Genomic DNA, 23,114 nt, shown 5'->3' with positions numbered 1-23,114 from the left:
GTGCTGGCGGGAAACTGATTTGCGGGACCGGCGAATGCCGGTCCCGCATCTTTGCTGGAACGATGATACTATCATCCGTTCTCGATAAGGCATTAGGGACGGGGAGGATATTTGCCCCGGATTGCCTTCATATAAAAATTTCCTGGCGATGCCGCCATCGTCAAACCGACGACGACACCCTTGGGAACGCCTTCATATTCTCGCCTCTGACCGTTGGTCAGATAGACCCTTAGATGCCGGCTGTCTTCGTCGTAGGTGATCGCCTCGATAAGCTTCGAATCAACCGCAGTTTCCACTTTGCACCCCGCAGTTTTGGATCTGAGATTCCTGACCAAGAATGTCATTCACGCTCGCAACGCGCCATCATTATGCTGCGCCGCAAGGGCGTCAAGCGCGATCTGCTTTAACGTTCATTTTTTCCCGCGGCCTCTCGTTATAGTTGATTTTTGCAGCTTCTCGAAGGTCACCCCTGTGGAAATCCGATGCCTGTGGCTCCTCCATTTGAGGAATATTAGCCGATAATGTCGCGAGAAACGCAATAATCGCCGGCTTAACGCCGGATTAATCATCATATAGCAAACTATAGCGTATTATTAACCGCAGCACCCTCCCAAGCATGAATGACTACATCCGCAAGGCGGAGCGTGACCTCGCCGCTGCAACGGTCAATATCGGCGCTGCCGAGTCGCAGCTTTATCCGAGCATCACTCTCAATGGTTCGATCTCGCCGTCATCCATAAAACAAGCGGGTAGCGCTCCCGGTGGCCTGACCACCTGGTTGTTTAGGCCGGCTCTCAACCCGCCAATTTTCGGTGGTGATCGGCTGCGCCCGAATGTGGAGATGTCGAGATCCAATGCGAAGGTGCAGTCTCTTGCGTGGAAGCAGATTGTTCTGGCCGCCCTCGAAGAGATTGAGCGCGCTCTATCGTCCGTTCACCGCGACGCGCAAACCATTCAGGCGCTGCGGGCGCAGGTGAAGACCACGCAGGAGACTCTTGCGCTTTCAATCGGGAGCTACAAGGATGGACAATCATCCTTGCTTGATGTGCTGGATGCGCAGCGTTCAGCCGTGACCAGTCAGGCCAACCTGGCGCAGGCGGTGCAGCAAACGGCGAAGAACTATGTCACTCTGAATGTGGCAATTGGTTCGGGTTACAACTTCGGTGGGGCCGCGATCAGGCCAAATTCTTATGAACAGTGAGCCTCATGCCGTTTCAGCGATGGATAAGAGATGGATTATTTCCGCAACCCGCCATTCGGTCGGGTCTCATAAATGGGTTCCATGTTTAACTATCTAGCGCCGTGGCGACAACACATACCGATACTGGCCGGCAACCGTAAAAGACGCGCTCGGCTGACGTTTGCCGAAGGCGAATTCGCTGCGGTCTACGCGATGAGCGATGTTCACGGATGTTATAACGAGCTCGTCGAGGTGCATCGCCGCATCGTCGAGGATGCCGCGCGCATCCCGGGACCGAAACTCATCGTCATGCTCGGCGACTATGTCGATCGCGGGCCTGATTCGAGTGCGGTGCTGGAGTTCCTGAGCAAGACCCCGCCGCCGGGATTTCAGCGCTTCGTCCTGTGCGGCAATCACGACGCGGAACTGGTCAAACTCTACCGCAAGCCGGCACGCATTCTCGAATGGCTCGGCTTTGCCGGAACGGAGACGCTGCACTCATACGGTATCGACATCGAGCATCTGCTGGAATCGGCGGCCGGAAGCGAAACAATTGCCCGCGTCATCCGCACCATGATACCCGAGCGGCATATCAAATTCCTGGAATCGCTGCCGATCATGCTGCGGATAGGAAGGGTCGTCTTTGTTCATGCGGGCATCAAACCGGGCATCGACCTCAAAAAGCAGAAAGACAGCGACCTCATGTGGATCCGTCAGCCCTTCCTGGATGAAGGGCCGCAGCTTCCTGTCCTCGTGATCCACGGGCATACGCCGGCACGAATCCCGACATTCGGGCCGCAACGCATTGGTATCGACACTGCGGTTTCGGCGACGGGCCGGCTGACCGTGCTGACGATAAAGGGGACGCGGGTCGGAATCCTCTAAATCGGCAAGCATGGTGTCGTCCGAAAACGCCTACACTTTTCGGCGTCATGCTCAAAACCAAACGCCGCGGATTATGCTCCGCGGCGTCAGGACAATAAAAGTTCACGGAGCTATCTCAGGCGCCGGTCGCTTCCTGATAAAGGTTGGTGCCGATACCGGTATAGGTAAAGCCGTGTTTGCGGACCTCGTCGCTGCGGTAGATATTGCGCAGATCAACCAGGATCGGAGCGCGCATCGACTGCTTCAGGCGATTGAAATCGAGCGCGCGGAACTGGTTCCATTCGGTGACGATGACAATGGCATCCGCACCAGCGGCCGCCTCGTAGGGTCCGCTCGCATATTCGATGTTCTCGATTACCTTGCGGGCGTTTTCCATGCCCTCGGGATCGTAGCCGACCACTTGCGCGCCGTTGTCCTGCAGGGTCTGGATGACCGCGATCGCCGGGCTGTCGCGCATGTCGTCGGTATTCGGCTTGAAGGTCAGGCCAAGGATCGCGATCTTCTTGCCGCGAATGTCTCCGCCGACGGCCGAAATGACTTTGCGTCCCATCGCGCGCTTGCGGTTGTCGTTGATCGAGATCGTCGTCTCGATGAGACGCATCGGCGCGTCGTAATCCTGCGCCGTCTTGGCAAGAGCAAGCGTATCCTTGGGGAAGCACGAGCCGCCGTAACCCGGGCCGGCATGCAGGAACTTGGAGCCGATACGGCCATCGAGGCCGATGCCGCGTGAAACGTCCTGGACGTTTGCGTCGACCCGTTCGCAAAGATCGGCGATCTCGTTGATGAAGGTAATCTTCATCGCGAGAAATGCATTGGCCGCATATTTGATCAGTTCGGAGGTGCGGCGGGTGGTGAAGACCAAGGGGGCCTGGTTGAGATAGAGCGGGCGGTAGACCTCGGTCATGGTTTCGCGCGCCCGGTCGTCGTTCAGGCCGACGACGATACGGTCGGGACGCTTGAAGTCTTCGATCGCCGCACCTTCGCGCAGGAATTCCGGATTGGAAACGACGGCGACATCTGCCGCGGGATTGGTTTCGCGCATGATCCGCTCGACCTCGTCACCCGTGCCGACCGGCACCGTCGACTTGGTGACGATAACGGTGAAGCCTTCCACATAGGTGGCAATCTCGCGTGCAGCGGCGTATACATAGGAAAGGTCTGCGTGGCCGTCGCCGCGCCTGGACGGCGTGCCGACAGCGATGAACACGACGTCGGCGCTGCGGACGCTTTCGCCGACATCGGTCGAAAAGGACAGCCGGCCGGTGCTGGTATTTTCGGCGACCAGTTGCTCCAGACCCGGCTCGTAGATCGGAATGCGGCCTTCGCGAAGGGCTTCGATCTTACTCAGATCCTTGTCGACGCAGATGACGTCGTGGCCGAAATCCGCAAAGCAAACGCCTGAAACGAGGCCGACATAGCCTGATCCAATCATCGTGATGCGCATATTTCCCTCAAATCATTAGAGTAGAACGTCATGCTGCGTCGCAGCATGACGTTCGTCATACTCAATCTGGGCGAAAAGACAATATCGAAGATCGCTTGATACCCACATCGAAAATCGAACTCCGGGCACCGCAGTTCGCTGCCGGTTAGCCCGTCGACAGCCAAAACATAGGTTTATGTGGGCGATATGACAAGTCGAGCGGCTCGTCAGAGCAGGCTCGACTTCAATCCGGAAACAGGATCAATCAATCTATGTCGCTGCCTCGGCCGTTATAGCTGGTACCAGACATAGGGGTCTGTTCCCGATTGAATCTTGTCCCAGCGCAGATCGGTATCGCGCCAGTTCTTGATGCTGCTCTTCCTGTTGTCGAGCACGAGATCGCCCTTGTCGGTTCTGACGACGAGGACCGCGTGCCCTTCACCGGAGGGCGTATATGCCGTCGCGATCCGCAGAGCGCGCGACGACCAGCCCATCGCTATCAGCCGGCTGCGCTTGGTCAATGCGAAATCTTCGCAGTCGCCGCTGCGCACATTCACCTTCCAGACGTCGCCATTCAATTCGTTGCGGGGGTCGTTCCGGCCGATCATCGTACGATTGACGGCAGAGTTGACGTCCTTCAGTTGCAGCATTTGCGTGTCCGTCAGTGCAACGACCGCCAAACCATTGTTATCGCGGCATTCGGTCGGGTTCTGGGCGCAGAACAGCACCTGGGCGAAAGGTGGAATGATCTTGCCTTTTTCAGAGATATAACTGACCGCCGAATTACCGGTCATACCGCGGGCAAAACCTGCGGGACCGGCGGCAAATGCCGAGCATGCATTGCCTGCTGTAAAGGCCAGCGCCAGAAGTGTAACGACTGTTTTCTTCATCTCTTAAATCCCCGTTACGGGCAACCGATTGAGATCAGGCTTGCCTTTGGTCTCAGTCAATGGCATGGCGACTTAGTGATCTGCCAAGTATTGGCCGCAGAACGTCTGTCCCGTTCCTGCTGCTTCAAGGAGCATAGCCAGGGGTTGTCTCGATTGATTTAAACGTTTCGCGACAATTTTAAATGATGTGGAATTCTGCTGCACTTTAACACGCAGGCGCTTGATATGCAACTTATGTTAGTACGGGAATATTGATCGTATTGGCTGTAGGCCCCTCATTCCCGCTGCTGCCGGTGAGCGATTCAAATGTTATCCAACCTCATCAACAGGCAGATCATGCGGGAGGTGATCCTCGTTGTCTTCATTTGCCTGGTGATATTGACTCTTATTCCGTTCGGAAGCGTCACGCCCTTTCCCTTCGCCTTCGCTGCGATCGGAATGTTTGTGCTGGCGATTATTTCCGCGCTGTTGTTCGGGGAGCCGAGGCAGACCAGATCGGTTTTCAGCATCGCTTTGTTTCTGCTCGTCGTGCTGACAGGCTGGACGTTCATCCAGACCGTCGAGTTGCCTTCCAATTGGTTGGCCAATCCTGCCTGGAGTGCTGCGCGTGATCTGGCAAGTGTCCAGTACGCAGCGATCTCGGTCGAACCGGCCGACACGCTTGCGTCGATCCTGTGGATCGCCCTGCCTTTCGTCACATTTCTGACCGGGCTGCTCTTATGCGATACCGATCAGCGTGCGCGGAAAGTGCTGACGGGACTCGGGCTTACGGCGGGCATTGTCGCTGTTTTCGGCCTGCTGCAGTTTTTGCTGTTTCCCAACATCCTAATCGTCGTGGAGAAACGCGCCTACCTAGACAGCCTGACTACAGTCTTCGTCAACCGCAATACCGCCGCGACCTTCCTCGGGCTTGGAACGCTGCTGATGCTGACCCTGGTCAGGGACATAGCTCGTGCCTATTCGAACTATCCGCCCGGCGAACCGGGCCGAAACGCGCTTCTCTTGAAATCGTGGATCTACATCCTGCTCTTGTGCGCATGCTTCACCGCGCTGATGCTGAGCCGCTCGCGCGCCGGGATATTTGCGACCTTTGTTGCCGCTCTCATCTATTTTCCATGGCTTGTCCTCAATTGGAACGGATCGAGGCGCCATTTAAGGCCGGCGCCAAGATGGCGTTCGTTGCTGATACTCCTCTCGGCGATTGGTTTCGTCGTAGTGTTACTGACGATGTTTGCAGGCCAGGCGATTTTGCGCGCGCAGGAGCGGCGACTCGAGGATGATGATCGGTTTTGCATTCTGCCGGGCATATGGCGTGCCATTTCGGATCATTGGTTGACGGGAACGGGGCTCGGAACCTTCCGGACCGTGTTTTCCGCCTACCGCGATCCGGCTTGCGGAATTTTCGGGGTCTTCGACCGCGCGCATAATTTCTATCTCGAAGGATTTCTGGGTCTCGGAATATTGTTCCCCATTGCAGCGGTCCTTGCCTTCTCGGTGCTTGCCAGAGTGTTCCGGCGCGGGTTCGCCCAAAGACGGCGTCTCAGGCATTATGTTCTTCTTGGCCTGGCGGCGAGCGTTTTGGTCGCCCTTCATGCGGCGGTCGATTTTTCGCTGCAGATACCCGGTTTTGCGGTGTTTTTCTCCGCCTTCCTGAGTGCCGTTGTCGCGATATGTCTGGGACGCAGCAACGGAGAGGCGGACATGGCTTATGAGCGGCCGTTAACCAGTAAAGTTTAAACGGATGGATTTTAATAAGATTTTCGGAAAAGATCGATTGTGCAGGTGCGAACGGTTGACTCTGAAACCCTAGAAATTTTATAGCGGGTGCAGCCTTCGGATTTGTTGCGATGCAAGAAAAGTCGGACCGAAGTCGTTTTCGCTTCCTACAGGGCTCGGCGTTGCCAGCCTGCCACAGTTAGGGGAATGTTAATCGGCTTTCAGTGTTATTGATCGGGGATTGTCTTGTATTTTGTCAGATTGCGGGGCAGTAGCTTCAGGGGCGTAAACGCAGGGTATTCTATGGGTTGTTCTCGTATCGGTAGTACACGCGTCGCCATTGTTGTAGCGCTAACGACTATATTGGCAAGCTGCACATCGTTGCCAAGATCCGGTCCCGATCACAAAGATGTTGATCGCGATGCAGCCGTGAAAGTGACAACCAAGGAGCGTCGCGTCGGTATCGACTACGCCCTGATTGATCTCAGCAAAAACGTCTTGTCGTATTTTACCGCTCCCCAGCCGACCTCGTTCAAAGGGTTTGGTGGTGGTCGAGGCGGGGCGCCTGAAATTCCGCTCGGTTACGGCGACGTCGTCCAGGTCGCCATCTTCGAAGCTCAGTCCGGCGGTCTCTTCATCCCATCGGACGCAGGTAGCCGACCCGGCAATTACATCTCGCTGCCGGAGCAGACCATCGATAGAAATGGGACGATCACAATTCCCTATGCGGGTCGGGTTCCGGCTGCCGGTCGCCTGAAGGAGACCGTGGAGCAGGACGTCGAGGATCGCCTGGCAAGCCGAGCGATCGAGCCGCAGGTGGTTATTACGACAACCACAAACCGCTCCAGTCAGGTTGCCGTGCTCGGTGACGTCAACAATCCCCAGCGCGTCCAGATCAGCCCGGCCGGCGAGCGCGTTCTGGATGTCATTTCCGCCGCGGGCGGTTTGACGACCAACAATATCGAAACGAATGTGACGCTGCAGCGTCGCGGAAAGACAGCAACCGTCGCCTACACGACGCTGTTGAAGAACCCGGCCGAAAATATCTATGTTGCGCCCGATGACACGATCTCGATCGATCATGAGCGTCGCACATATCTTGCGCTCGGCGCCGCGGGCGTCAGTGGCCGCTTCGATTTCGAAGAGTCTGATCTGACACTTGGAGAGGCAATCGCCAAGGCGGGCGGCTTGCGCGACGACCGCGCCGATCCGGCTCAGGTCCTGCTCTACCGCCTTGTCCCCAGGAAAACGGTTGCAGCGATGCACGTGGACGCGACGAGGTTTACGGGTGAAATGGTTCCGGTGATCATCCGTGCGAATATGCGCGACCCGGCAACTTTGTTTGCTGTTCAGCAGTTCAAGATGGAAGACAAGGATATTATCTATATTTCCAATTCGGACTCTGTTGAACTGGTCAAGTTCCTTGACATCGTGAACTCGGTATCATCCACTGTTTCCGGAGTGGCCGACGATACGAGGGATACCCGCAACGCGGTACAGGATCTTGGAAATTGATTGAAATAGGTCGCCGGCATCGATCGCGAATGATCAGTGCCGGCGACCTATATTGCGGATTTGATGAAGGACTGTGGTTATGGCAAGTTCAGGTGTTTATCGTAAGCTTGCGTACAGCGGAATTGTCGTCGCAATATTTGCCAGCATGAATTCAAGCGCTTTTGCAGCAGCTTGCGTCAAGCTTTCAAGCGTGACTTTCGTCGATATCAATGGATTTACGGCCAACCCCACCGCTCTGCTTGATATGTCCGATCCGCTGGTTTTGTCATCGAGCGTCCGCGCACTGGTTGGGAGCAGCAATGACGCGCTGTCGCTGGTGATCGAGCAGGCCAAGAAAGCCGATGCCGCACAGATGGCCGCTATCGGTTCCGGTCTTGGGCGGGCCGCAAACAGCTGCCAGGTAACGGATCCACTATTCAAGCTAGCCATCGAAAAGGCCGTCGCCGAGGCGGCGAGCACCGATCCGGATCTTGCGCCGCTCCTTGCCGCCTTTGCGAAGGTTCTGGCTGAAGGCGGCACCGCGGCGCTCGGTCCGGGTGGAAGTGCTGCAGCTGCCGCATCCGGCATCGGCAATGACGGGCAAGTGGGACAAACCGGGCCTGGAGCGGACGATGGTACGCCGTTCGACGGCGCGGTCACAACTGCGGGTACGCTGAAGGTTTCGAATGCCGGCGCAGATGATTCATCGTCGACTTCAACGACGACGATCGTCAGCATCGGAGCGGCTGGGCAGTCGTCCACCGATCCGACGCAGTCGACGAGTCAGAGTGTCCCGGTCATACAATAGCTGGAATTGCCCGTAGATCTTAGCGCTTGACGCTTTTGTTGGAGATCGAAATTGCTATCGCCAGATAAACTTACGCCGCGTATCGACCCCTCCCGCGATACTGGAAACGAAGCTGACTTCATCGATTTCGACAAGCTCATCGCAATCGCCCGCCGACAGTGGCGGATGGTTGCGGCGTGCGGTTTCGCCTTCGCCATTCTGGGCATTGTGTATGTCTTGACGTCGGTGCCTGTTTACACCGCCGACACAAGTGTGCTGATCGACCGCAGCGATAGTCAGGTGATCAACCAGTTGGCGGCTTTCGGCCAGATGGACGATGACGAAGGTACTGTCCTCAGTCAGGTCGAGCTGTTGAAGTCTGACACCATCGCCTATGCTGTCGTCGACAAGCTGAAACTCGTCGACAATCCGGAGTTCATGGCACCGAAAACCTCGCTCTTTTCCGTGTCAACGTTGAAATCCTTAATGAATTTTCGGTCGTGGTTTGCCGATGATGCGGTCGTCGCCCCCGATCCGGAAATGAGGCGGCGAAGCGCTGCGGAGACTGTCGCAGGTAATATCGACGTCGAACGCGTCGGCCGCTCCTACGTCCTCGATGTCAGCTATACCGCGCAGTCGCCCGGCCTGGCGCGTGATATCGCGGCAGGGATCGCCGACGTCTATCTGGTCGACAAGCTCAATTCGAAATACGAGGCGACGCGCCGGGCCGGCCAATGGCTGCAGGAGCGCATCGAAGAGCTCCGACAGCAGGCGCTGGACACCGACCTTGCGGTTCAAAAATTCCGCGGCGAGCATGGGCTTGTCGAGGCCGGATCCGGTACGCTGATTAGCGAACAGCAGCTTTCCGAGATCAACACCCAATTGATCAACGCGCAGGCCGAGACAGCGAAGGCCGAGGCACGATATGCCCGCGTCAAGTCGATCATCGACGCCAAGCAGACCGATGCGATCGTCACGGATGTGCTCGACAGCTCCATTTCGAACGACCTGCGCAAGAAATATCTGGAAGCTTCCAAGCTCGAGACCGAAATTGAGGCGCGGCTCGGTCCCGATCACGTCCAGGCGGTTCGGCTTCGTGCGGAAATGGAAGAATATAAGAGGCTCATGTTCGATGAGTTGAATCGCATCGCCGAAAGCTACCAAAGCGAGCTGCAGGTCGCGAAATCGCGGGAAACTTCTCTGCGCGACAGTGTGACACAGGCGACGGGCGTTGCCGCAACGGCGGGCGAAACGCAGGTGCAGCTTCGCGAGCTGGAGCGCACGCGCGATACCTATAAGAATCTCTATCAGAGCTTCTTGACGCGCTATCAGGAAGCAATTCAACAGCAGAGCTTCCCGATTACCGCTGCGCGCATCATCACGACAGCGGAGACGCCGACGAAGCCGAGCGCTCCGAAGAGAGCTCTCCTAGTGGCCTTCGCGATGTTCGTGGGATGTGCGTTTGGTAGTGGTATAGCCGCCTTCCGCGAATTCCGGGATCGGTTTTTCCGCACCGGCGACGATGTCCGGGACGTGCTCGATGTCGAGTCTCTCGGTGTCATGCCGCTGATTGAAAATAACGTCGACGATCCGACGCTCGTTGATCCCGGCAATCCGCGAAGCATCGCCAGGGGCGGGAAGACCACGACCTATGTCGAGGAGCATCCGCTCTCGGCATTTGCCGAGACGCTTCGAAGCGCGAAGATTGCCATCGACCTCAGTGCTGCCGACCAGCGCTGCAAGGTCATCGGCGTCGTGTCGAGCTTGCCCGGCGAAGGGAAGTCGACGACATCCATCAACTTTGCCAAGCTCCTGGCAATGCAGGGTGCGCGTTGCCTGCTTATCGACGGCGACATGCGCAATCCTGGTGCTACCCGGGCGATCGGCCGCCATGCCGAGGCCGGCTTGCTCGAGGCGATCGTCGACAGCCGCCCGCTCAAGGATCTGATCCTTCTCGATCCCAAAACAAAGCTCGCATTTTTGCCGACGGTGGCACGGTATCGTGTTCCGCATTCGTCGGAGCTGCTTGCGTCACGCGGCATGGATCAACTTCTTCAAACGGCACGTCAAAGCTTCGATTATATTATTGTCGACCTGCCGCCCTTGGCGCCGGTTGTGGATGCACGCGCCATCAATTCGAAGCTGGATGCGGTGGTTTTCGTTATCGAGTGGGGAAAGACATCGCGCAAGGTCGTGCAGTCGACCCTGCTGTCCGAGCCGGAACTCTATGCGAAGTGCGTCGGCACTATATTGACCAAGGTCGACCCGTCGCAGATGAAGCTTTACCGGACATTCGGTTCGAGCGAGTATTATTATAAGCGTTATTCGCGATACTACACCGAAAGCTGATGTTCCGCGGTCAGGTCGTTTCGGTTGCCGGGATCGCTTTCGTTATTGTCACCGTCTTCTTTGGGGTGCTGGCCGGTCGAGAGCTCTCCGCTTCGATAAGAACGGCCAGCATCTCGATCGTCGCCGAAAGGATCGAGCGTGGAGAGACGGTCGCGGACGATGTCGTTTCCAAATATGCGTTGCGTAGTGTCGACGTCGTTGACGGACATTATTGTCGATCAGACATCGTGGCTGCTGGCGTAACCCTCGTTCTGGCGCAACTCGATCGGCAGAATGTCAATGTCAATTACGACGCCTGGGCCGTTGCGGCGTCGAGTGCTCGCCAGTATCTGCGGTACGCGCTTTCATGCATGCCGACGAACAGCAATTTTTGGCTTCGCCTTGCGGCCGTGGAGTCGACAATTGCGGAAGAGCCGGTCGCGATCGCAGAGATGATGAAGCGTTCGGTCGTGCTCGCGCCCTACGACCAGGTGATGATTCTGACGCGGTTTTATTTCTGGAACGATTTTACCGATGGAACGCTTGCCGCGGCAAAGCGTGCGCTCGATAGCGATCTCACGACGATGCTGAAACTGGGCGATCGTTGCAGGGTCAACGCCACGATAAAAGAGATCAGCCCACAGCTTCGTCCAATCTTCGATCAAACCTGGACGAGCGTTGGAGAGGCTGCTACGGCGCGGTTCCGACAGCGTTGCAGCAAGTAAATCACCGAAGCCGTTTTCAAAGGCAGTTCAAAGCTCCAAAACGGCACTGCACCAACGCCCGATGGAATATAATCGTGCTGTTCTGGAGGCAGTTCCGAACACCGCTGAATTTAGCGGTCCATCTGGTCGCCGACAGCTGAGCACCTATTCTCTTGAGGAGCTCAACTTGCATAAACAATGCCCGCCGTCTGCGCGGCGGGCATTGTTTGACTGGTTGTTGACGATCAGACGCTGGCGCCGGAGACAAAATCCGTGCCCGTGATATTGAGCGTCAGAATGCCGGCGTCGGTGTGGCCTTCGCCGTCCGAGATCTTGTAATACTGGACGGTTTCCGTGACGTGATCGCCCGGAGCGATATCCGTTGCCAGATCATACGTGAATGAGCCATCCGCCTTTACATGGAACGTACCGTAGGCGCCGGCGACGTCGGTCGTTGCGCTCGGATCGCCGTTTACAGCCTTGCCATCGAACTGGCGGAGGAAGAGATGACCATTGTCGCCGGCAATGTCGTTGTCCAGGGCGTTGCCGCCGATGGCGTCGCCCTCGGTAAAGCTGTAGTGGTCGTCGACGGCGATCGGCTTTACCTGGGTTACGCCCTGGATGTTCAGGGTGAACAGGCCAAAATCGGTATGACCGCTGCCGTCGGAGATCTTGTACGAGACCTTCTCTTGGATCAATTCACCATTGGTGAAGCCGACCTTGGCAGCGTCGCTCAGGACATAAGTGTAACTACCGTCAGGCTTGACGAAGAAGGTGCCGTAGTCGCCCTGGATCTCTGTGACCTGGCTGTTGCCGCTCTTGGCGCCAACGCTCGCGCCATCAAAGGCGCGCAGGAACAGGTGTCCGTTATCGGATGAGTCGTTGGAAAGCAGATTTCCTGAAATGGCGTCAGTTTCCAGGAATGTTGCACTATCGTCGGTTGCGTGAACAGCCATCGGTTCTCTCCTTGAATTGTTCTTTGCTAGGTCAATTCTGACCTTTAGCGAGCCGCCCGATTAAGGATATCTTAATACTGAGAGTCAAGGGTGTAATTAACAGCAAGTGAACGTTTTTCGGGTGTATTGTACAATAATGACACACCTTGAACTCGCATAGGCAATGAAACGCCAGGGAATTGTTACGTTTAAAATAAGAGGAAATGTCGAATGACAGATACGAATCCATTTTTCTTGAGGAGATAATGATGTTTATGCAAAGGTAATTTATAAAAATACGCTTAGGTTCAGGTGTGCAGATGAGATATTGATATAATCACTACGGGCTATGGCGTGACATCGCTGTATTGTTTCGTTTCCCGCTCGATCTCATGATTTTCGGCGAAGTGACTGATGTCGTGCTCTTGTCACATATGTTTATCGGGTAACGTTTCTTTCGAGGCGCAAGTTTCGCAAATTAATATGCGTGTCCTGGAAGATAGTCTTAATGTCACCGCTGATGTCAGCCAACTTATTCATAATTGTGCAGCGCAACTTTTTTTGCAATGCGAAATATGAGAGAAGCGAAGATAATTTGTAGAGGATGTAAGAATTATCGCGAGATAGAACGCATTTTAGTGTTCCATTTCAGGAGGCAGAGAGGGGTCCGCAGGTAAAAGATTTTCGAGTATCTTTGGGAGATCATGGCGTGACCGTCTACTATGTAAATTCGGCAACGGGATCCAATCAGAATAGTGGGATGAGCGAGCAGTCGGCTTTCGCGACGCTTTCCGCAGTCGAATCCTTGAGGTTAAAGCCGGGAGACAACGTGCTGCTTGCCGCCGGAAGCGTGTTTAACGAACAATTCGACCTGAAATACTCCGGCACTGTCAACTCTCCGATTACCATTGGTAGTTACGGCGTTGGCGATGCGCCGGTCATTCACAGTAGCAATGACGGCATCCACGGATCGAAAGCGTCAAACATCATTGTGGAGAACATCAAGATTGCTGATACCGGCGGTGGGGCGATATATGCGGGAAATGTCTCTAACTGGATCGTCCGCAACGTCGAGGTCGAAAATACCGGACTTGCCGGCAAGCCCGGTTCCGTCAACTTCCAGAGCAGCCAGAACATTACCATCGAGAACAGCAAGATTTCCGGGGTGAATGGAGACGGCATCTGGATGGATAGGGTGATTGGCGTTACCATCGTCAATAACCTGGTCATTAACAGCCAAGGCGCTGCGGCAGACGCCGTTCAGTTGAACGACAGCAGCAATATCCTGATCAAGGGTAACCACCTGGAGCAAACGGAGACCAACAGCGCAAAGGGCGTTCTGGTGCTTGTTCGGGCTGTAAATGCAGCGGTCGAGGACAACACCGTGGTCGGCGGCGGTTTCGGGATAGGTGCCAACGCGGGCACGAATATCGCCATCCACGACAACGACATCTCGGGATACGGCGGCTATAGTTGGTCCTACGGTATCGGCCTTGGCGATCAGGGCAATGCGACAAACTATGATATCAGTGGAAACTATATCCATGACGGCGTCTGGGGCGTGTCGATCAGCGCTGCAGGTTACCCAAGTTATACACGCATCGATATCGATATTCATGGTAATGTCTTTGACGACCTGTCGTCTTCAGCGCTGAAGGTCGACAGGCCTGCATCCGGCTCTTTTCATGATAATGTCATCGACAGCGTGGTGTCGACGTTGACAATGCCGGTCGCAATTGCCCTCCAGAGCACCTTTTTGATCAACGATAATAAAACGCTGGAGCAAGCGCAGGCCGAACTCGACGCTGCGACTGGCAACACCCCGTCCAACGGTGAGACGCCTACCACACCGGTTGTGGAGCCGCATGTCGAACCGTCAACACCGACGCAGACAAGCACTCCGGCGCCCGCGACTGAAGCGCAGGTTTCCACCGCACCCACCGTCGCCGTTCCCAAGATTGTCGCAGCCCATGACAGCCTGAAGATCTCCACGGATACGGGCAGCGCCTATCATGGCAACCTCCTCGAAAACGATAGCGCAATCAATGGAACCGTGCTGCTTCGTCGCTTCGGTGACAGTGCAGTGGATAAGCATGGCCTGACGCTGACCGGGAAATATGGCGTCATCCATGTGGAGAGCGATGGTGATTACACGTATACGGTCGATGCGGTGAAAATCGCCGGTCTCAGCGGAAAGGTCAGCGAATCCTTCCAATATAAGATTTCTGACGGCGCTTCTCACATCGATACCGACTCGCTCGGCGTTTATATCGATGTGGACGCGTTCCATAGCAGCCAAGCATCGCACCTGCTGGTTTGAATCATGCCAAAAAGAGCGCCGGTCCGCTGTTCAACATCTGAAAGCTTGATGATGAAGGGGTGTCGCGGCGGTCGAAGGTGCGGATAAAAAAATAGTTCCGCCGTTCAAAGGAAAAATGAACTATAGATTGAATTTAAAGTTAACGCCGGAGTAATCGTCGCACATATGCGCGCGATACGTTCATCTCTCTGCGCCGTTGTTGGGCAATTTGCGATTTTCACTTGCTCAGGTTGGTATATTTAGCGTAGCGTCAAGACAGAATCCCTGAAACCGCTCGTTATAAATTGGAGTTTTTGGCCACTTTTTGGTTGGATTCATGTAATAGGTCGTGGGCTTGCAAGCGGGTCCGGCGCCGGTGTCGGGGGTCCAATGCAGTCGTGTCATTGATCGGGCGTGGACCCGGAGCTGGAGTTGCGCCGGCATATTTGCTTTCGTGCGATGCGGTAAGAGAGGGATTATTTCGTGTTTCAGAATTCAGCAGCTGATGTCAGCGAGCCATCCAAAGCATTAAAGAAATGCAAGGGGGGGCTGGTTTTCATCGGAATAGCAAGCGCGCTTATTAATATCCTATACCTTACAAGTTCATTTTTTATGCTTGAGGTGTATGACCGGGTCATCCCTAGTAAAAGTATACCATCGCTGGTTGTCCTGGCAATACTTGCGTTAATGCTTTACTGTTTTCAAGGAGCGTTCGAGGTTCTGCGAAGCAGGATGCTTGTACGTGTTGCCGGTGCGCTTGACGAGATGGTGAACGGACGTGTGTTCCGCGCGCTGATCAAGGCTCCGTTGAAAGTCAAAATCGGCGGAGACGGGCTTCAGCCGTTGCGCGACTTCGACCAGATCAGAACCTTCCTGTCCGGTATGGGGCCGACAGCGATGTTCGATCTGCCCTGGTTGCCGTTCTATATCGTGATCTGCTTCCTCTTTCATCCGGCGATCGGATATATCGCGATCGGTGGATCGCTGGTTCTCGCTATCCTGACGTTCATGACCAATCAGGGAACGCGTACGCTCTCCAAAAAGCAGTCTGACTCCGCCAATATGCGGAATGCCTTCGCGCAGACCTCGATCCGCAACTCCGAGGTTATTCACGCCATGGGTATGGCAGGCACGATGGCCGAAATCTGGGACCGCAAGAACAGTGAATATCGGACGATCACCCGGCAGGCATCGGATGTCGGCAACGGATATGCGACCTTGTCGAAGATTTTCCGTATTGCTCTGCAATCGGGAACGCTCGCGACCGGCGCAATCCTGGTCATTCAAGGGCAGGCCTCTTCGGGAATTATCATCGCGGGCTCGATATTGACCTCGCGCGCCCTGGCGCCTGTCGAAGCGGCGATTGGAAATTGGCGTGGTTTCGTTTCTGCTCAGCAGAGCTGGGCGCGGCTTTCGAGCCTGCTGAAAACCATTCCTGAGATTCCAGCCCCCCTTGCGCTCGCGGCTCCTACCAAGCAAGTCACGGTCGAGGGCTTGGCGAGTGGACCGCCGGCGGGTCAGCGCCTGGTCATCTCCGATATCAGCTTCGGCTTAAGGGCAGGGAGCGCGCTTGGTGTCATTGGTTACAGCGCCTCGGGTAAGTCGTCGCTGGCGCGGGCGATGATGGGTATCTGGCCGACCGTCAGAGGGTCCATTCGTCTCGATGGCGCAGCACTCGACCAGTGGGATGGCGACGCGCTTGGCCGGCATATCGGTTATCTCCCGCAGGATGTGGAGCTTTTCTCGGGGACCGTCGCGCAGAATATCTGCCGTTTCGCGAAGGAGATGTCGCCTGAGACAGTGGTTGCCGCAGCGAGAGCGGCGCGTGTTCACGATCTTATTCTTCGTCTACCGAACGGTTACGAAACCGAAATCGGCGAAGGCGGTGCTGCGCTTTCGGCCGGCCAGAGGCAGCGTATCGCGCTTGCAAGAGCGCTTTACGGCGAGCCATTCCTCGTCGTGCTCGACGAACCGAACTCCAATCTCGATGAAGAAGGCGAGCGGGCGCTGAGTGCCGCGATCATGAGCGTGCGGGCGCGCGGCGGCATTGTCGTTGTCATCGCACATCGGTCAGGCGTTCTGGCAGTCTGCGACTTCGTGCTGATGATGCAGGAAGGCCGTATGATCGCGTTCGGTCCCAAAGAGGAAGTTCTGGCAAGGGTCAGCCGGCCGGAAGCGGCGCGTACGCCGATTGCCGAGCGCGTGGCTCAGCTTAAAGTCGTCGTCGACGGCATAAATGCGGCCGAATAGGCCAGAAGGAAGATTGTGATCAAGGTTATCAGTGAATCGAAACGCTCCCTCAATCGGCATGTTGCCGTCGTCGGTGTGTTGTCGATAGCCCTCGTTTGCGGCATTGGCGGTTGGGCGGCGACGTCAGAGCTGTCGAGCGCAGTCATCGGCGAGGGCGTAATCGTCGTCGACGGCGATGTAAAGAAGATCCAGCACCTGACAGGTGGTATCGTGTCGGAATTGCTGGTCTCGGAAAACGACCATGTGACGGCAGGGCAGGTCCTGATCAGGCTCGATGGGACGACGACCAGAGCGAACCTTTCGATTGTCGAAAGCACGCTCGCTCAGCTTTATGCGCGCCGTGCCCGTCTGAAGGCGGAACGGATCGGCGCCGAATCGTTCGAGGTCGAGGAAAACATCAGCGATCTGACATCCAGCACTTCGGCGCAGAAGCTTCTCGATGGCGAGCAGAAATTGTTCGACAGTCGCAGGACGGCGCTCATCGGAATGAAGAGCCAGCTGGCATCCCGCAAGGATCAACTGGCCGAGCAGGTAAAGGGGTTGGTGGTTCAGATCAACGCCACCAACGATTCCCTGGGCTTGATCGAACAGGAGCTTGAAGGCATTGATACGCTTTACAAGAAAGGCCTCGTCACGCTCCAGCGTTTGAATACGCTCAAGCGCGCCCGCGCCGATCTCCAGGGCAACAGCGGCCAGGAAATCGCAGCTAAGGCGGAGGCCGAAGGTAAGGCAATCGAGATCGATCGCCAGTCGATCCAGCTGGATGAGGATCGTCGTTCGGAAATTGCAAAGGACCTGACCGACGTCGAGGCGCAGATCGCCGAATATGAAGAGCGCCGCGGAACCGCAGTCGATCAGCTGCACCGTCTCGACATTACCGCACCGTTGACTGGGCGAGTTCACGAACTTTCGGTTCACACCGTCAATGGTGTTATCGATCCCGGTCAGACGTTGATGCTCGTCGTTCCCGAAAATAACGAACTTACGGTCGAGGCGAAAGTCGCCACCCGCGATATTGATCAGGTTCACGTCGGCCAGTCCGTCGATGTGCGTTTCAGCGCTTTCGATCAACGCACGACGCCTGATGTGAGCGGTGAGATTACCTCAATCGCCCCTGATATCGTCAAGGATGAGCGCACGGGCATCAGCTACTATCCCCTGCGCGTCAAGCCGAAAGCTGAAAGCATTGCCAAATTGAAGACGATAAAGCTCTATCCCGGCATGCCGGCCGAGGTCTTCATCAAGATCGGCGACCGGACCGTGATATCCTATCTGACGAAGCCGCTGACCGATCAGATGCAACACGTATTTCGCCAGGAGTGATTGGCGGCTGTTTCGGGTCGTTAGGAGCCTTAACATCTCAAAGCAGCCGGTATCATCCGCCAGGCTGAGGTTGGATAGTTTCGCCTTGCTCGAATGGGCATGAGCGGCCATTTCACCAAATTGTCTCAAGCCTGCTGCAAGGTCTCCCCATGATGTGTTTGCTGCCTTGGCGAGGGGCGCCGACTGAGAAGCGATCGGCTTATGGATTGGTTCTGTTTCTGGCGTGTCTGGTAATGTTTTCAGCGGTCAAAAACGGCCATGCCGATGGCGCTCAGCCGCTGAAAATAGTGGCTTTCGGCACATCCTTAACGGCTCGCGGGGGATGGCAGCCCGCTCTCGAGACAAGGCTTGCAGCCTGCCTGCAAAGGCCCGTGAAAGTCGAGAGTGTTGCAAAGAGCGGCGAGACGTCATTATGGGCCCTTACCCAAGTTGATCGCGTGGTTGCCGCGCAGCCGGATATCATCCTAATTGAACTCTACGCCAATGATGCAACATTGCATCGATTCGTGTCGCTTGCTCAAAGCCGAAAGAATATCGGCGACATTCTCGACCAGCTCCAGCAGCGCCTGCCGCAAGCGCGGATCATCGTCATGGCCATGAATCCGTTTTCAGGATTGCGTGGGCTGATCCGCCCCTTCGTCAATAGTTATGTCTCTGCACATCAGGCGGAGGCGGAAAAACGTGGTCTGGAGTTTGTCGACCACCGGGCCAACTGGGAGCGTCTTACACCGGATGACCTGGCCACGGCAATTCCCGACGGCGTGCATCCTCAGCCCGATATGGCCTCCAAAATCATCGCGCCTGAACTCGTCAAACATATCGCCGGCAACAATTGCGGAGAGTGAAAAGATTTCTCAAATCCGTCACAGATTTTAGCGGCTTCCAGGTCAGACGGCCGCAATATAGGTTTTCAAGTAGGTGACCAGCGAAGCCCGGCCGGCCTCCGACGAATCTTCGTGAGACGGGCTATCCAGCTCTTCAAGCAGATAGTTCCTGAGATCGTCATCGGTATGTGCGACGTAGATACCCGGTCGGCCTGCGAGCTGGCCGACCGTGGCAAGCTGATGATCGTTTCGGTGCTCGCCGAGCGCCGCCTGTCGGGGAACGAGAATGATCGGCTTCCCAAAACGCTTGGCCGTGAGCACTGTACCAATTCCCGCATGAGAGACGATGACCGTTGCATCGCGAAAAACGTTATCGAAGTCCTTAGGCTCGATATTCTTGATCCATTTCATATTCTGTGGCGTGTAACTGCCTCTGCCGATCTGCGCCAGAACCGGTTTGGACAGTTCCTTTGCAAAGGTGTCGACAGACCTGACGAGGCGATCAAACGGCAGCTGTGTTCCGACGGTGACAAGGATCAAAGGACAGCTCCAGCGTAATGGGGGCCATCCGGCCGCGACAGATGTTGCCATTGCGTGAGCCAGAGCGTCGCAATATGGCCGGCCAATTTACCCGATAGGGACAGCTTCTCGACATTGGCGACGCTATCGATCCAGATCGTCCGCTTGCCCGTCAATTTGCCAGCAAGCAGGCAAAAAAGCCCGGGCGCCGCACCGGTCGAGATAATGACGTCTGGCCTCTGCTTGATGACGATGGAGAAGGCGCTGAAAAAGCACCGGATCGACATGGTAATCGAGTCGCGGCTGCAATCGGGAAGGACCAGTCCGTCCCGAATGTCGTATTTTGCAAGCAGTCCCGGGATGGTCGTCGCAAAGACGATATCGCAGCCCTCGAATGCACCGCGCATCGCCATCAGCTGCTCCCAGTGGCCGCCTCCCGACGAGGCAGCGAGAACCTTCAATTTTTTCTCAGCCATAGACAGGCATCTCCTATATTTGACCGATGAAGCGCGAAAAACCATTCGGTTCGAATAGCGGCTGTGTCACGATAGTTCAGTAGAAGTGTAGCATTTTTTGGCCCGGTTGGTTGAAGCCTTGAAGTTCATGGACAGTCAATCACTCATGAGTTTTCATCGGGAAGATAATAAGGGTCAGAACTCTTCCAAGGGCGCTCTTGCAAACAATATCAGAGAGCGGCATTGGGCTTGTATTCCTGATATGCATGTCCAAGAATTCCATTAACCATGCCCGCACCGCGCAGAACATGGGTGAGGGCTCGCATGCCCCAATAGGGCGAAATCAAGATCGCCGGCAGCATGAGCAGTCCAAGCACGACTCTCGTGGCGCCATAGGCCGCGCGATAGATCCGGCGCTTGAGGTTGCCATGCAGGACCTCGCTGACTGCGAAGGTATTGCCGAGCCGGTATTGTCTTTGCAATACCCATTTCCACGTCATCCGACTGGCAGGAACGATATCATGGACAAGCGCCTTATCAGCCCAGAAAACCTGCATGCCACGGCGAATGGCCTGATTGAAGAACAGATAATCCGTGCCCCCGGTGAAGCGCATCTTCTCTTCAAAACGCAGATTCCATGAGCGGATCAGGGGATAGTCGAACATGACGTTGTTCGAGGCGGCATAAGAAATGCGTTGGCCGTCTTTGTTCTTCTTGCGCTCGAACACCCTTGCCTTGATGAAATATTCCGGCGGGTTTTCGGGATAGACCGGTTGGACGGGGCCATAGACGCAATCGGCGCGGTTTTTCTCTCTTGTCTCCAGCATCGCGTCCAGCCAGCCGTCGACCGGCCATTCATCATCGTCGAGAAAGCAGAAGAGGTCGGTGCCGAGGGGCGCTGAATCCAACGCGCGATTGCGCGCAAAGGGTATGCCCTGGTTTTGTTCGATGACGTAGATCAGGTCGTAGGCACCTGTCTGGCCGAAACCCTCCACTGTGGCCTTTGCGCTGCCGGCCGCATCATTATCCACGATCACCATAGTGAGATGATAGAGACGATCCGGATGCCTGACCTGGCGCGTCATCACGTCGAGCAGCTTGGCGATCCCGTCGAGGCGTCGATAGGTCAGCACGCCGACGGCGATATTCAGCGGTGCGCTGCCTGCTTCCGTGCCGACGGATGAATGCGGAAAAGTCTGTTGCTGACTCATGACTGTCCTCTCCGCAGCATATTTCCCAAACGTTTGCGCGCCGCCATCAAGGCCACTTCGGTCGCGGCAGCATCGCCGAACGGACCGCCGGCCACCGTGTTGCGAGCTTCGCTCCGGAGCTTCAGAAGCGATGTCGTTTCGGCAATTCCGCCGGCCACGAGGCTTTTGCCGAGTGCCTGCAGCCCGTCATAGCGGCGTGCCAGCTCCAGCCCAGTCGCGATCATGATCCGCGGGCGCAGCGTCTTTGCCCTGCTTGTGCCCGTGTAGCGGTTCGACTCATGAATGCGCTGAAACGTCAGCGGTGTTTCGACGATCGCGCCGCGGCCGAGAAAGGCAGCAGCAAACTTGATATAATTGTCGCTGAGGACGACGTCTGTTGCAACGGACATCGGCAGGATCTGGGACAGCAGGTGGCGGCGGAAGCTCAAGCCCGATGTCGGAACCGGAAGTGAGGGGAAGCCGCCCCTGCGAAGCGTGTCCCGCTTGTCGAACAGTCTCACTTGCAGCGTTGCAGGCGGCAGGTCGCTTTCCTCGGTCGTCACCCGATCGAAGCACCAGTCGATCTCATTGCGATCGTAGATCTCGGCGATACGAGCAAGTTTGCCGGGCAGAAACCCATCATCGGCATCGAGGAGAAAGAGGATATCGCCGCTTGCCGCCGCAAAGCCCGCATTGAAGCTCGAGGCCTGGCCACCATTTTCCTTCAATACCGTCAGGATCTGCTCGCCGTAAGAGGCAAGGATCTGGCGGGAATCGTCGGTCGATCCGTCATCGACCACCACCACTTCGAAGTCGGGGTAGGCCTGCGACAACACACTGTCGATGCATGGACGCAAAAAGCGACCGTAATTGAAATTATTGATGAGCACCGAGAGTTTCAAACTACCGCCTCCTGGGCCAATCGATCACCGGGCTAGTGTCTGGGGCGCATACCGGCGAATTCCAGCACGATATCCACGCATGTAGTAATATTTCCAGATAGCCCAGAAACGCTTCTTCGATTGCGGCAGGAGATAAAGCATGGCTGCCCGAAATGCCCATTGCGCGCTTTCGATCCAGATCGGTAGTGGAACTCCGCTTAGCCTCACCCCTTCAGGTATCTCGTCGGGAAAGAGCGCCGGCATGCCATAACCAAGCCGTTCGCCTCGTTTCTGCACCCAATCCTCAGTGACACTTGATGCCGGTATCCAGTGATGAACCACGGCCTCTGCGCATCGATAGGATTTCGCGCCATTCGCTGCGAGACGAATGATGATTTCCGCATCCTCACCCATGGCAAATATCTTCCCTGGAAGAGGACCGATATCTTCGCGGTAACGGACGCTCGTTCCGAGCAACTCTCGCCTAATGATCGTGTTAGGACCCCAGACTTTCGTCGGGTCACAAGGTCCGCTTTGCGTTTCATCGACGATCGCGAAAGTCGAGCCCATGGGAATCCAATCGATAAAGCGGCCCTTCGGCTCCTTTTCCCAGTCGGGGACGATTCTGCCTCCGAACACGCCATAGCCCGGATGCGCGATGGCACAGTCGACGATCGCTTTCAGCCAGTTCGGTTCGGCGCGTATGTCGTCGTCCGTAAAGACGATAAGATCTCCCTTAACTCGATCCAAAGCCAAATTCAGTGCGCCGGACTTTCCCGGTTTGCGCTGCTGCAGGACGGTGATCGGAAGTTTCTCGTTATACGATTTCAAAATCTCAAACGTATCGTCATTGCTATTGTTGTCGACAGCAACCAATTCCCATCGATCATGCGGAAGCTCCTGGCGCACTAAGGAATCCAAAGTATGGCGCAGCCGGCGGCTGGCGCCATTGTAAGATGAAAAGAGCACGCTGACGAAGAGATCCGACATCAGTTACCAACCCTCTTGGTGAAGTCGAAAGAGAAGAGCTT

At 56.0% G+C, this 23,114-nt stretch carries 19 protein-coding genes and 1 pseudogene; 11 read left to right on the top strand and 9 right to left on the bottom strand.

Going from position 1 to position 23,114, the window contains the following annotated elements; translation table 11 throughout:
* Window positions 1-92: 92 nt before the first annotated feature.
* The gene (locus tag N2600_RS16835) at window positions 93-344 is read right to left on the bottom strand and encodes a KTSC domain-containing protein (protein ID WP_162118002.1); all 252 of its coding nucleotides are present in this window, start codon (window positions 342-344) and stop codon (window positions 93-95) included.
* A 284-nt stretch (window positions 345-628) separates the two neighbouring features.
* Between N2600_RS16835 and N2600_RS16830 the strand changes: the two are divergent.
* Together N2600_RS16830 and N2600_RS16825 are read left to right on the top strand one after the other, a co-directional pair.
* Window positions 629-1,201, top strand: a pseudogene (locus tag N2600_RS16830) (TolC family protein); the annotation flags it as partial.
* A gap of 72 nt (window positions 1,202-1,273) precedes the next feature.
* On the top strand, window positions 1,274-2,065 hold the full coding sequence (locus N2600_RS16825) for a metallophosphoesterase family protein (RefSeq protein WP_162118004.1): 792 nt from the start codon (window positions 1,274-1,276) through the stop codon (window positions 2,063-2,065).
* A gap of 115 nt (window positions 2,066-2,180) precedes the next feature.
* Here N2600_RS16825 and N2600_RS16820 read toward each other — a convergent pair whose 3' ends face one another.
* Together N2600_RS16820 and N2600_RS16815 are read right to left on the bottom strand one after the other, a co-directional pair.
* A complete protein-coding gene (locus N2600_RS16820; RefSeq protein ID WP_017965755.1) occupies window positions 2,181-3,509 on the bottom strand; it encodes a UDP-glucose dehydrogenase family protein in 1,329 nt (442 codons plus the stop codon).
* Window positions 3,510-3,778: 269 nt separating this feature from the next.
* Entirely contained in the window at window positions 3,779-4,378 is a 600-nt protein-coding gene (locus N2600_RS16815) for a transglutaminase-like cysteine peptidase (RefSeq protein WP_260109248.1), read from the bottom strand.
* Window positions 4,379-4,684: 306 nt separating this feature from the next.
* Here N2600_RS16815 and N2600_RS16810 point away from each other — a divergent pair, with 306 nt between their 5' ends.
* The 5 genes from N2600_RS16810 to N2600_RS16790 all read left to right on the top strand — a co-directional run bounded on the left by N2600_RS16810 (window position 4,685) and on the right by N2600_RS16790 (window position 11,428).
* Window positions 4,685-6,115, top strand: coding sequence for an O-antigen ligase family protein (locus N2600_RS16810; RefSeq protein ID WP_222295651.1), 1,431 nt, complete (start codon window positions 4,685-4,687; stop codon window positions 6,113-6,115).
* Window positions 6,116-6,397: 282 nt separating this feature from the next.
* Complete coding sequence (locus N2600_RS16805; protein WP_206120196.1) at window positions 6,398-7,609, top strand: polysaccharide biosynthesis/export family protein; 1,212 nt, start codon at window positions 6,398-6,400, stop codon at window positions 7,607-7,609.
* Between the two features lie 79 nt (window positions 7,610-7,688).
* The gene (locus N2600_RS16800; RefSeq protein ID WP_170257266.1) at window positions 7,689-8,396 is read left to right on the top strand and encodes a sugar transporter; all 708 of its coding nucleotides are present in this window, start codon (window positions 7,689-7,691) and stop codon (window positions 8,394-8,396) included.
* A gap of 51 nt (window positions 8,397-8,447) precedes the next feature.
* Window positions 8,448-10,724, top strand: coding sequence for a polysaccharide biosynthesis tyrosine autokinase (locus N2600_RS16795; protein ID WP_170257265.1), 2,277 nt, complete (start codon window positions 8,448-8,450; stop codon window positions 10,722-10,724).
* Window positions 10,724-11,428 carry a hypothetical protein gene (locus N2600_RS16790; protein WP_170257264.1) on the top strand — a complete coding sequence of 235 codons (705 nt, stop codon included), beginning with the start codon at window positions 10,724-10,726 and terminating at the stop codon, window positions 11,426-11,428. The genes N2600_RS16795 and N2600_RS16790 overlap by 1 nt, the downstream gene beginning before the upstream one ends.
* Window positions 11,429-11,652: 224 nt before the next feature.
* Here the strand turns inward: N2600_RS16790 and N2600_RS16785 are convergent, their stop codons facing one another.
* A complete protein-coding gene (locus tag N2600_RS16785; RefSeq protein WP_170257263.1) occupies window positions 11,653-12,363 on the bottom strand; it encodes an Ig-like domain-containing protein in 711 nt (236 codons plus the stop codon).
* 688 nt (window positions 12,364-13,051) lie between these two features.
* On the opposite strand from N2600_RS16785, the gene N2600_RS16780 reads away from it, so the two are divergent.
* The 4 genes from N2600_RS16780 (at window position 13,052) to N2600_RS16765 (ending at window position 19,059) form a co-directional block, all read left to right on the top strand.
* Window positions 13,052-14,662 (top strand): right-handed parallel beta-helix repeat-containing protein, encoded by a 1,611-nt coding sequence (locus N2600_RS16780; RefSeq protein WP_170257262.1) that lies wholly within the window; start codon window positions 13,052-13,054, stop codon window positions 14,660-14,662.
* A 462-nt stretch (window positions 14,663-15,124) separates the two neighbouring features.
* A complete protein-coding gene (locus N2600_RS16775; RefSeq protein ID WP_017965746.1) occupies window positions 15,125-16,891 on the top strand; it encodes a type I secretion system permease/ATPase in 1,767 nt (588 codons plus the stop codon).
* A 15-nt stretch (window positions 16,892-16,906) separates the two neighbouring features.
* The gene (locus N2600_RS16770) at window positions 16,907-18,214 is read left to right on the top strand and encodes an HlyD family type I secretion periplasmic adaptor subunit (RefSeq protein WP_017965745.1); all 1,308 of its coding nucleotides are present in this window, start codon (window positions 16,907-16,909) and stop codon (window positions 18,212-18,214) included.
* Window positions 18,215-18,363: 149 nt separating this feature from the next.
* The gene (locus tag N2600_RS16765; RefSeq protein WP_170257261.1) at window positions 18,364-19,059 is read left to right on the top strand and encodes an SGNH/GDSL hydrolase family protein; all 696 of its coding nucleotides are present in this window, start codon (window positions 18,364-18,366) and stop codon (window positions 19,057-19,059) included.
* 42 nt (window positions 19,060-19,101) lie between these two features.
* Here the strand turns inward: N2600_RS16765 and N2600_RS16760 are convergent, their stop codons facing one another.
* The 5 genes from N2600_RS16760 to N2600_RS16740 form a co-directional block, all read right to left on the bottom strand.
* Window positions 19,102-19,578, bottom strand: a complete 477-nt coding sequence (locus tag N2600_RS16760; protein ID WP_170257260.1) for a glycosyltransferase — start codon at window positions 19,576-19,578, stop codon at window positions 19,102-19,104.
* Window positions 19,575-20,033: a glucuronosyltransferase gene (locus N2600_RS16755; RefSeq protein ID WP_170257259.1), complete on the bottom strand. Its 459-nt coding sequence runs from the start codon at window positions 20,031-20,033 to the stop codon at window positions 19,575-19,577. The genes N2600_RS16760 and N2600_RS16755 overlap by 4 nt, the downstream gene beginning before the upstream one ends.
* Before the next feature lie 209 nt (window positions 20,034-20,242).
* Entirely contained in the window at window positions 20,243-21,223 is a 981-nt protein-coding gene (locus tag N2600_RS16750) for a glycosyltransferase family A protein (RefSeq protein ID WP_260296839.1), read from the bottom strand.
* Window positions 21,220-22,104 carry a glycosyltransferase family 2 protein gene (locus N2600_RS16745; RefSeq protein ID WP_260296838.1) on the bottom strand — a complete coding sequence of 295 codons (885 nt, stop codon included), beginning with the start codon at window positions 22,102-22,104 and terminating at the stop codon, window positions 21,220-21,222. The genes N2600_RS16750 and N2600_RS16745 overlap by 4 nt, the downstream gene beginning before the upstream one ends.
* A 24-nt stretch (window positions 22,105-22,128) precedes the next feature.
* Window positions 22,129-23,073, bottom strand: coding sequence for a glycosyltransferase (locus N2600_RS16740; protein WP_170257256.1), 945 nt, complete (start codon window positions 23,071-23,073; stop codon window positions 22,129-22,131).
* Window positions 23,074-23,114 lie beyond the last annotated feature (41 nt).

Source organism: Rhizobium sp. WSM1274 (genome assembly GCF_025200775.1).
In the GTDB taxonomy this organism is placed as follows: domain Bacteria; phylum Pseudomonadota; class Alphaproteobacteria; order Rhizobiales; family Rhizobiaceae; genus Rhizobium; species Rhizobium leguminosarum_I.
Note: the sequence above shows the minus strand (reverse complement) of the source record. Positions and strands in the feature narration are given on the sequence as shown.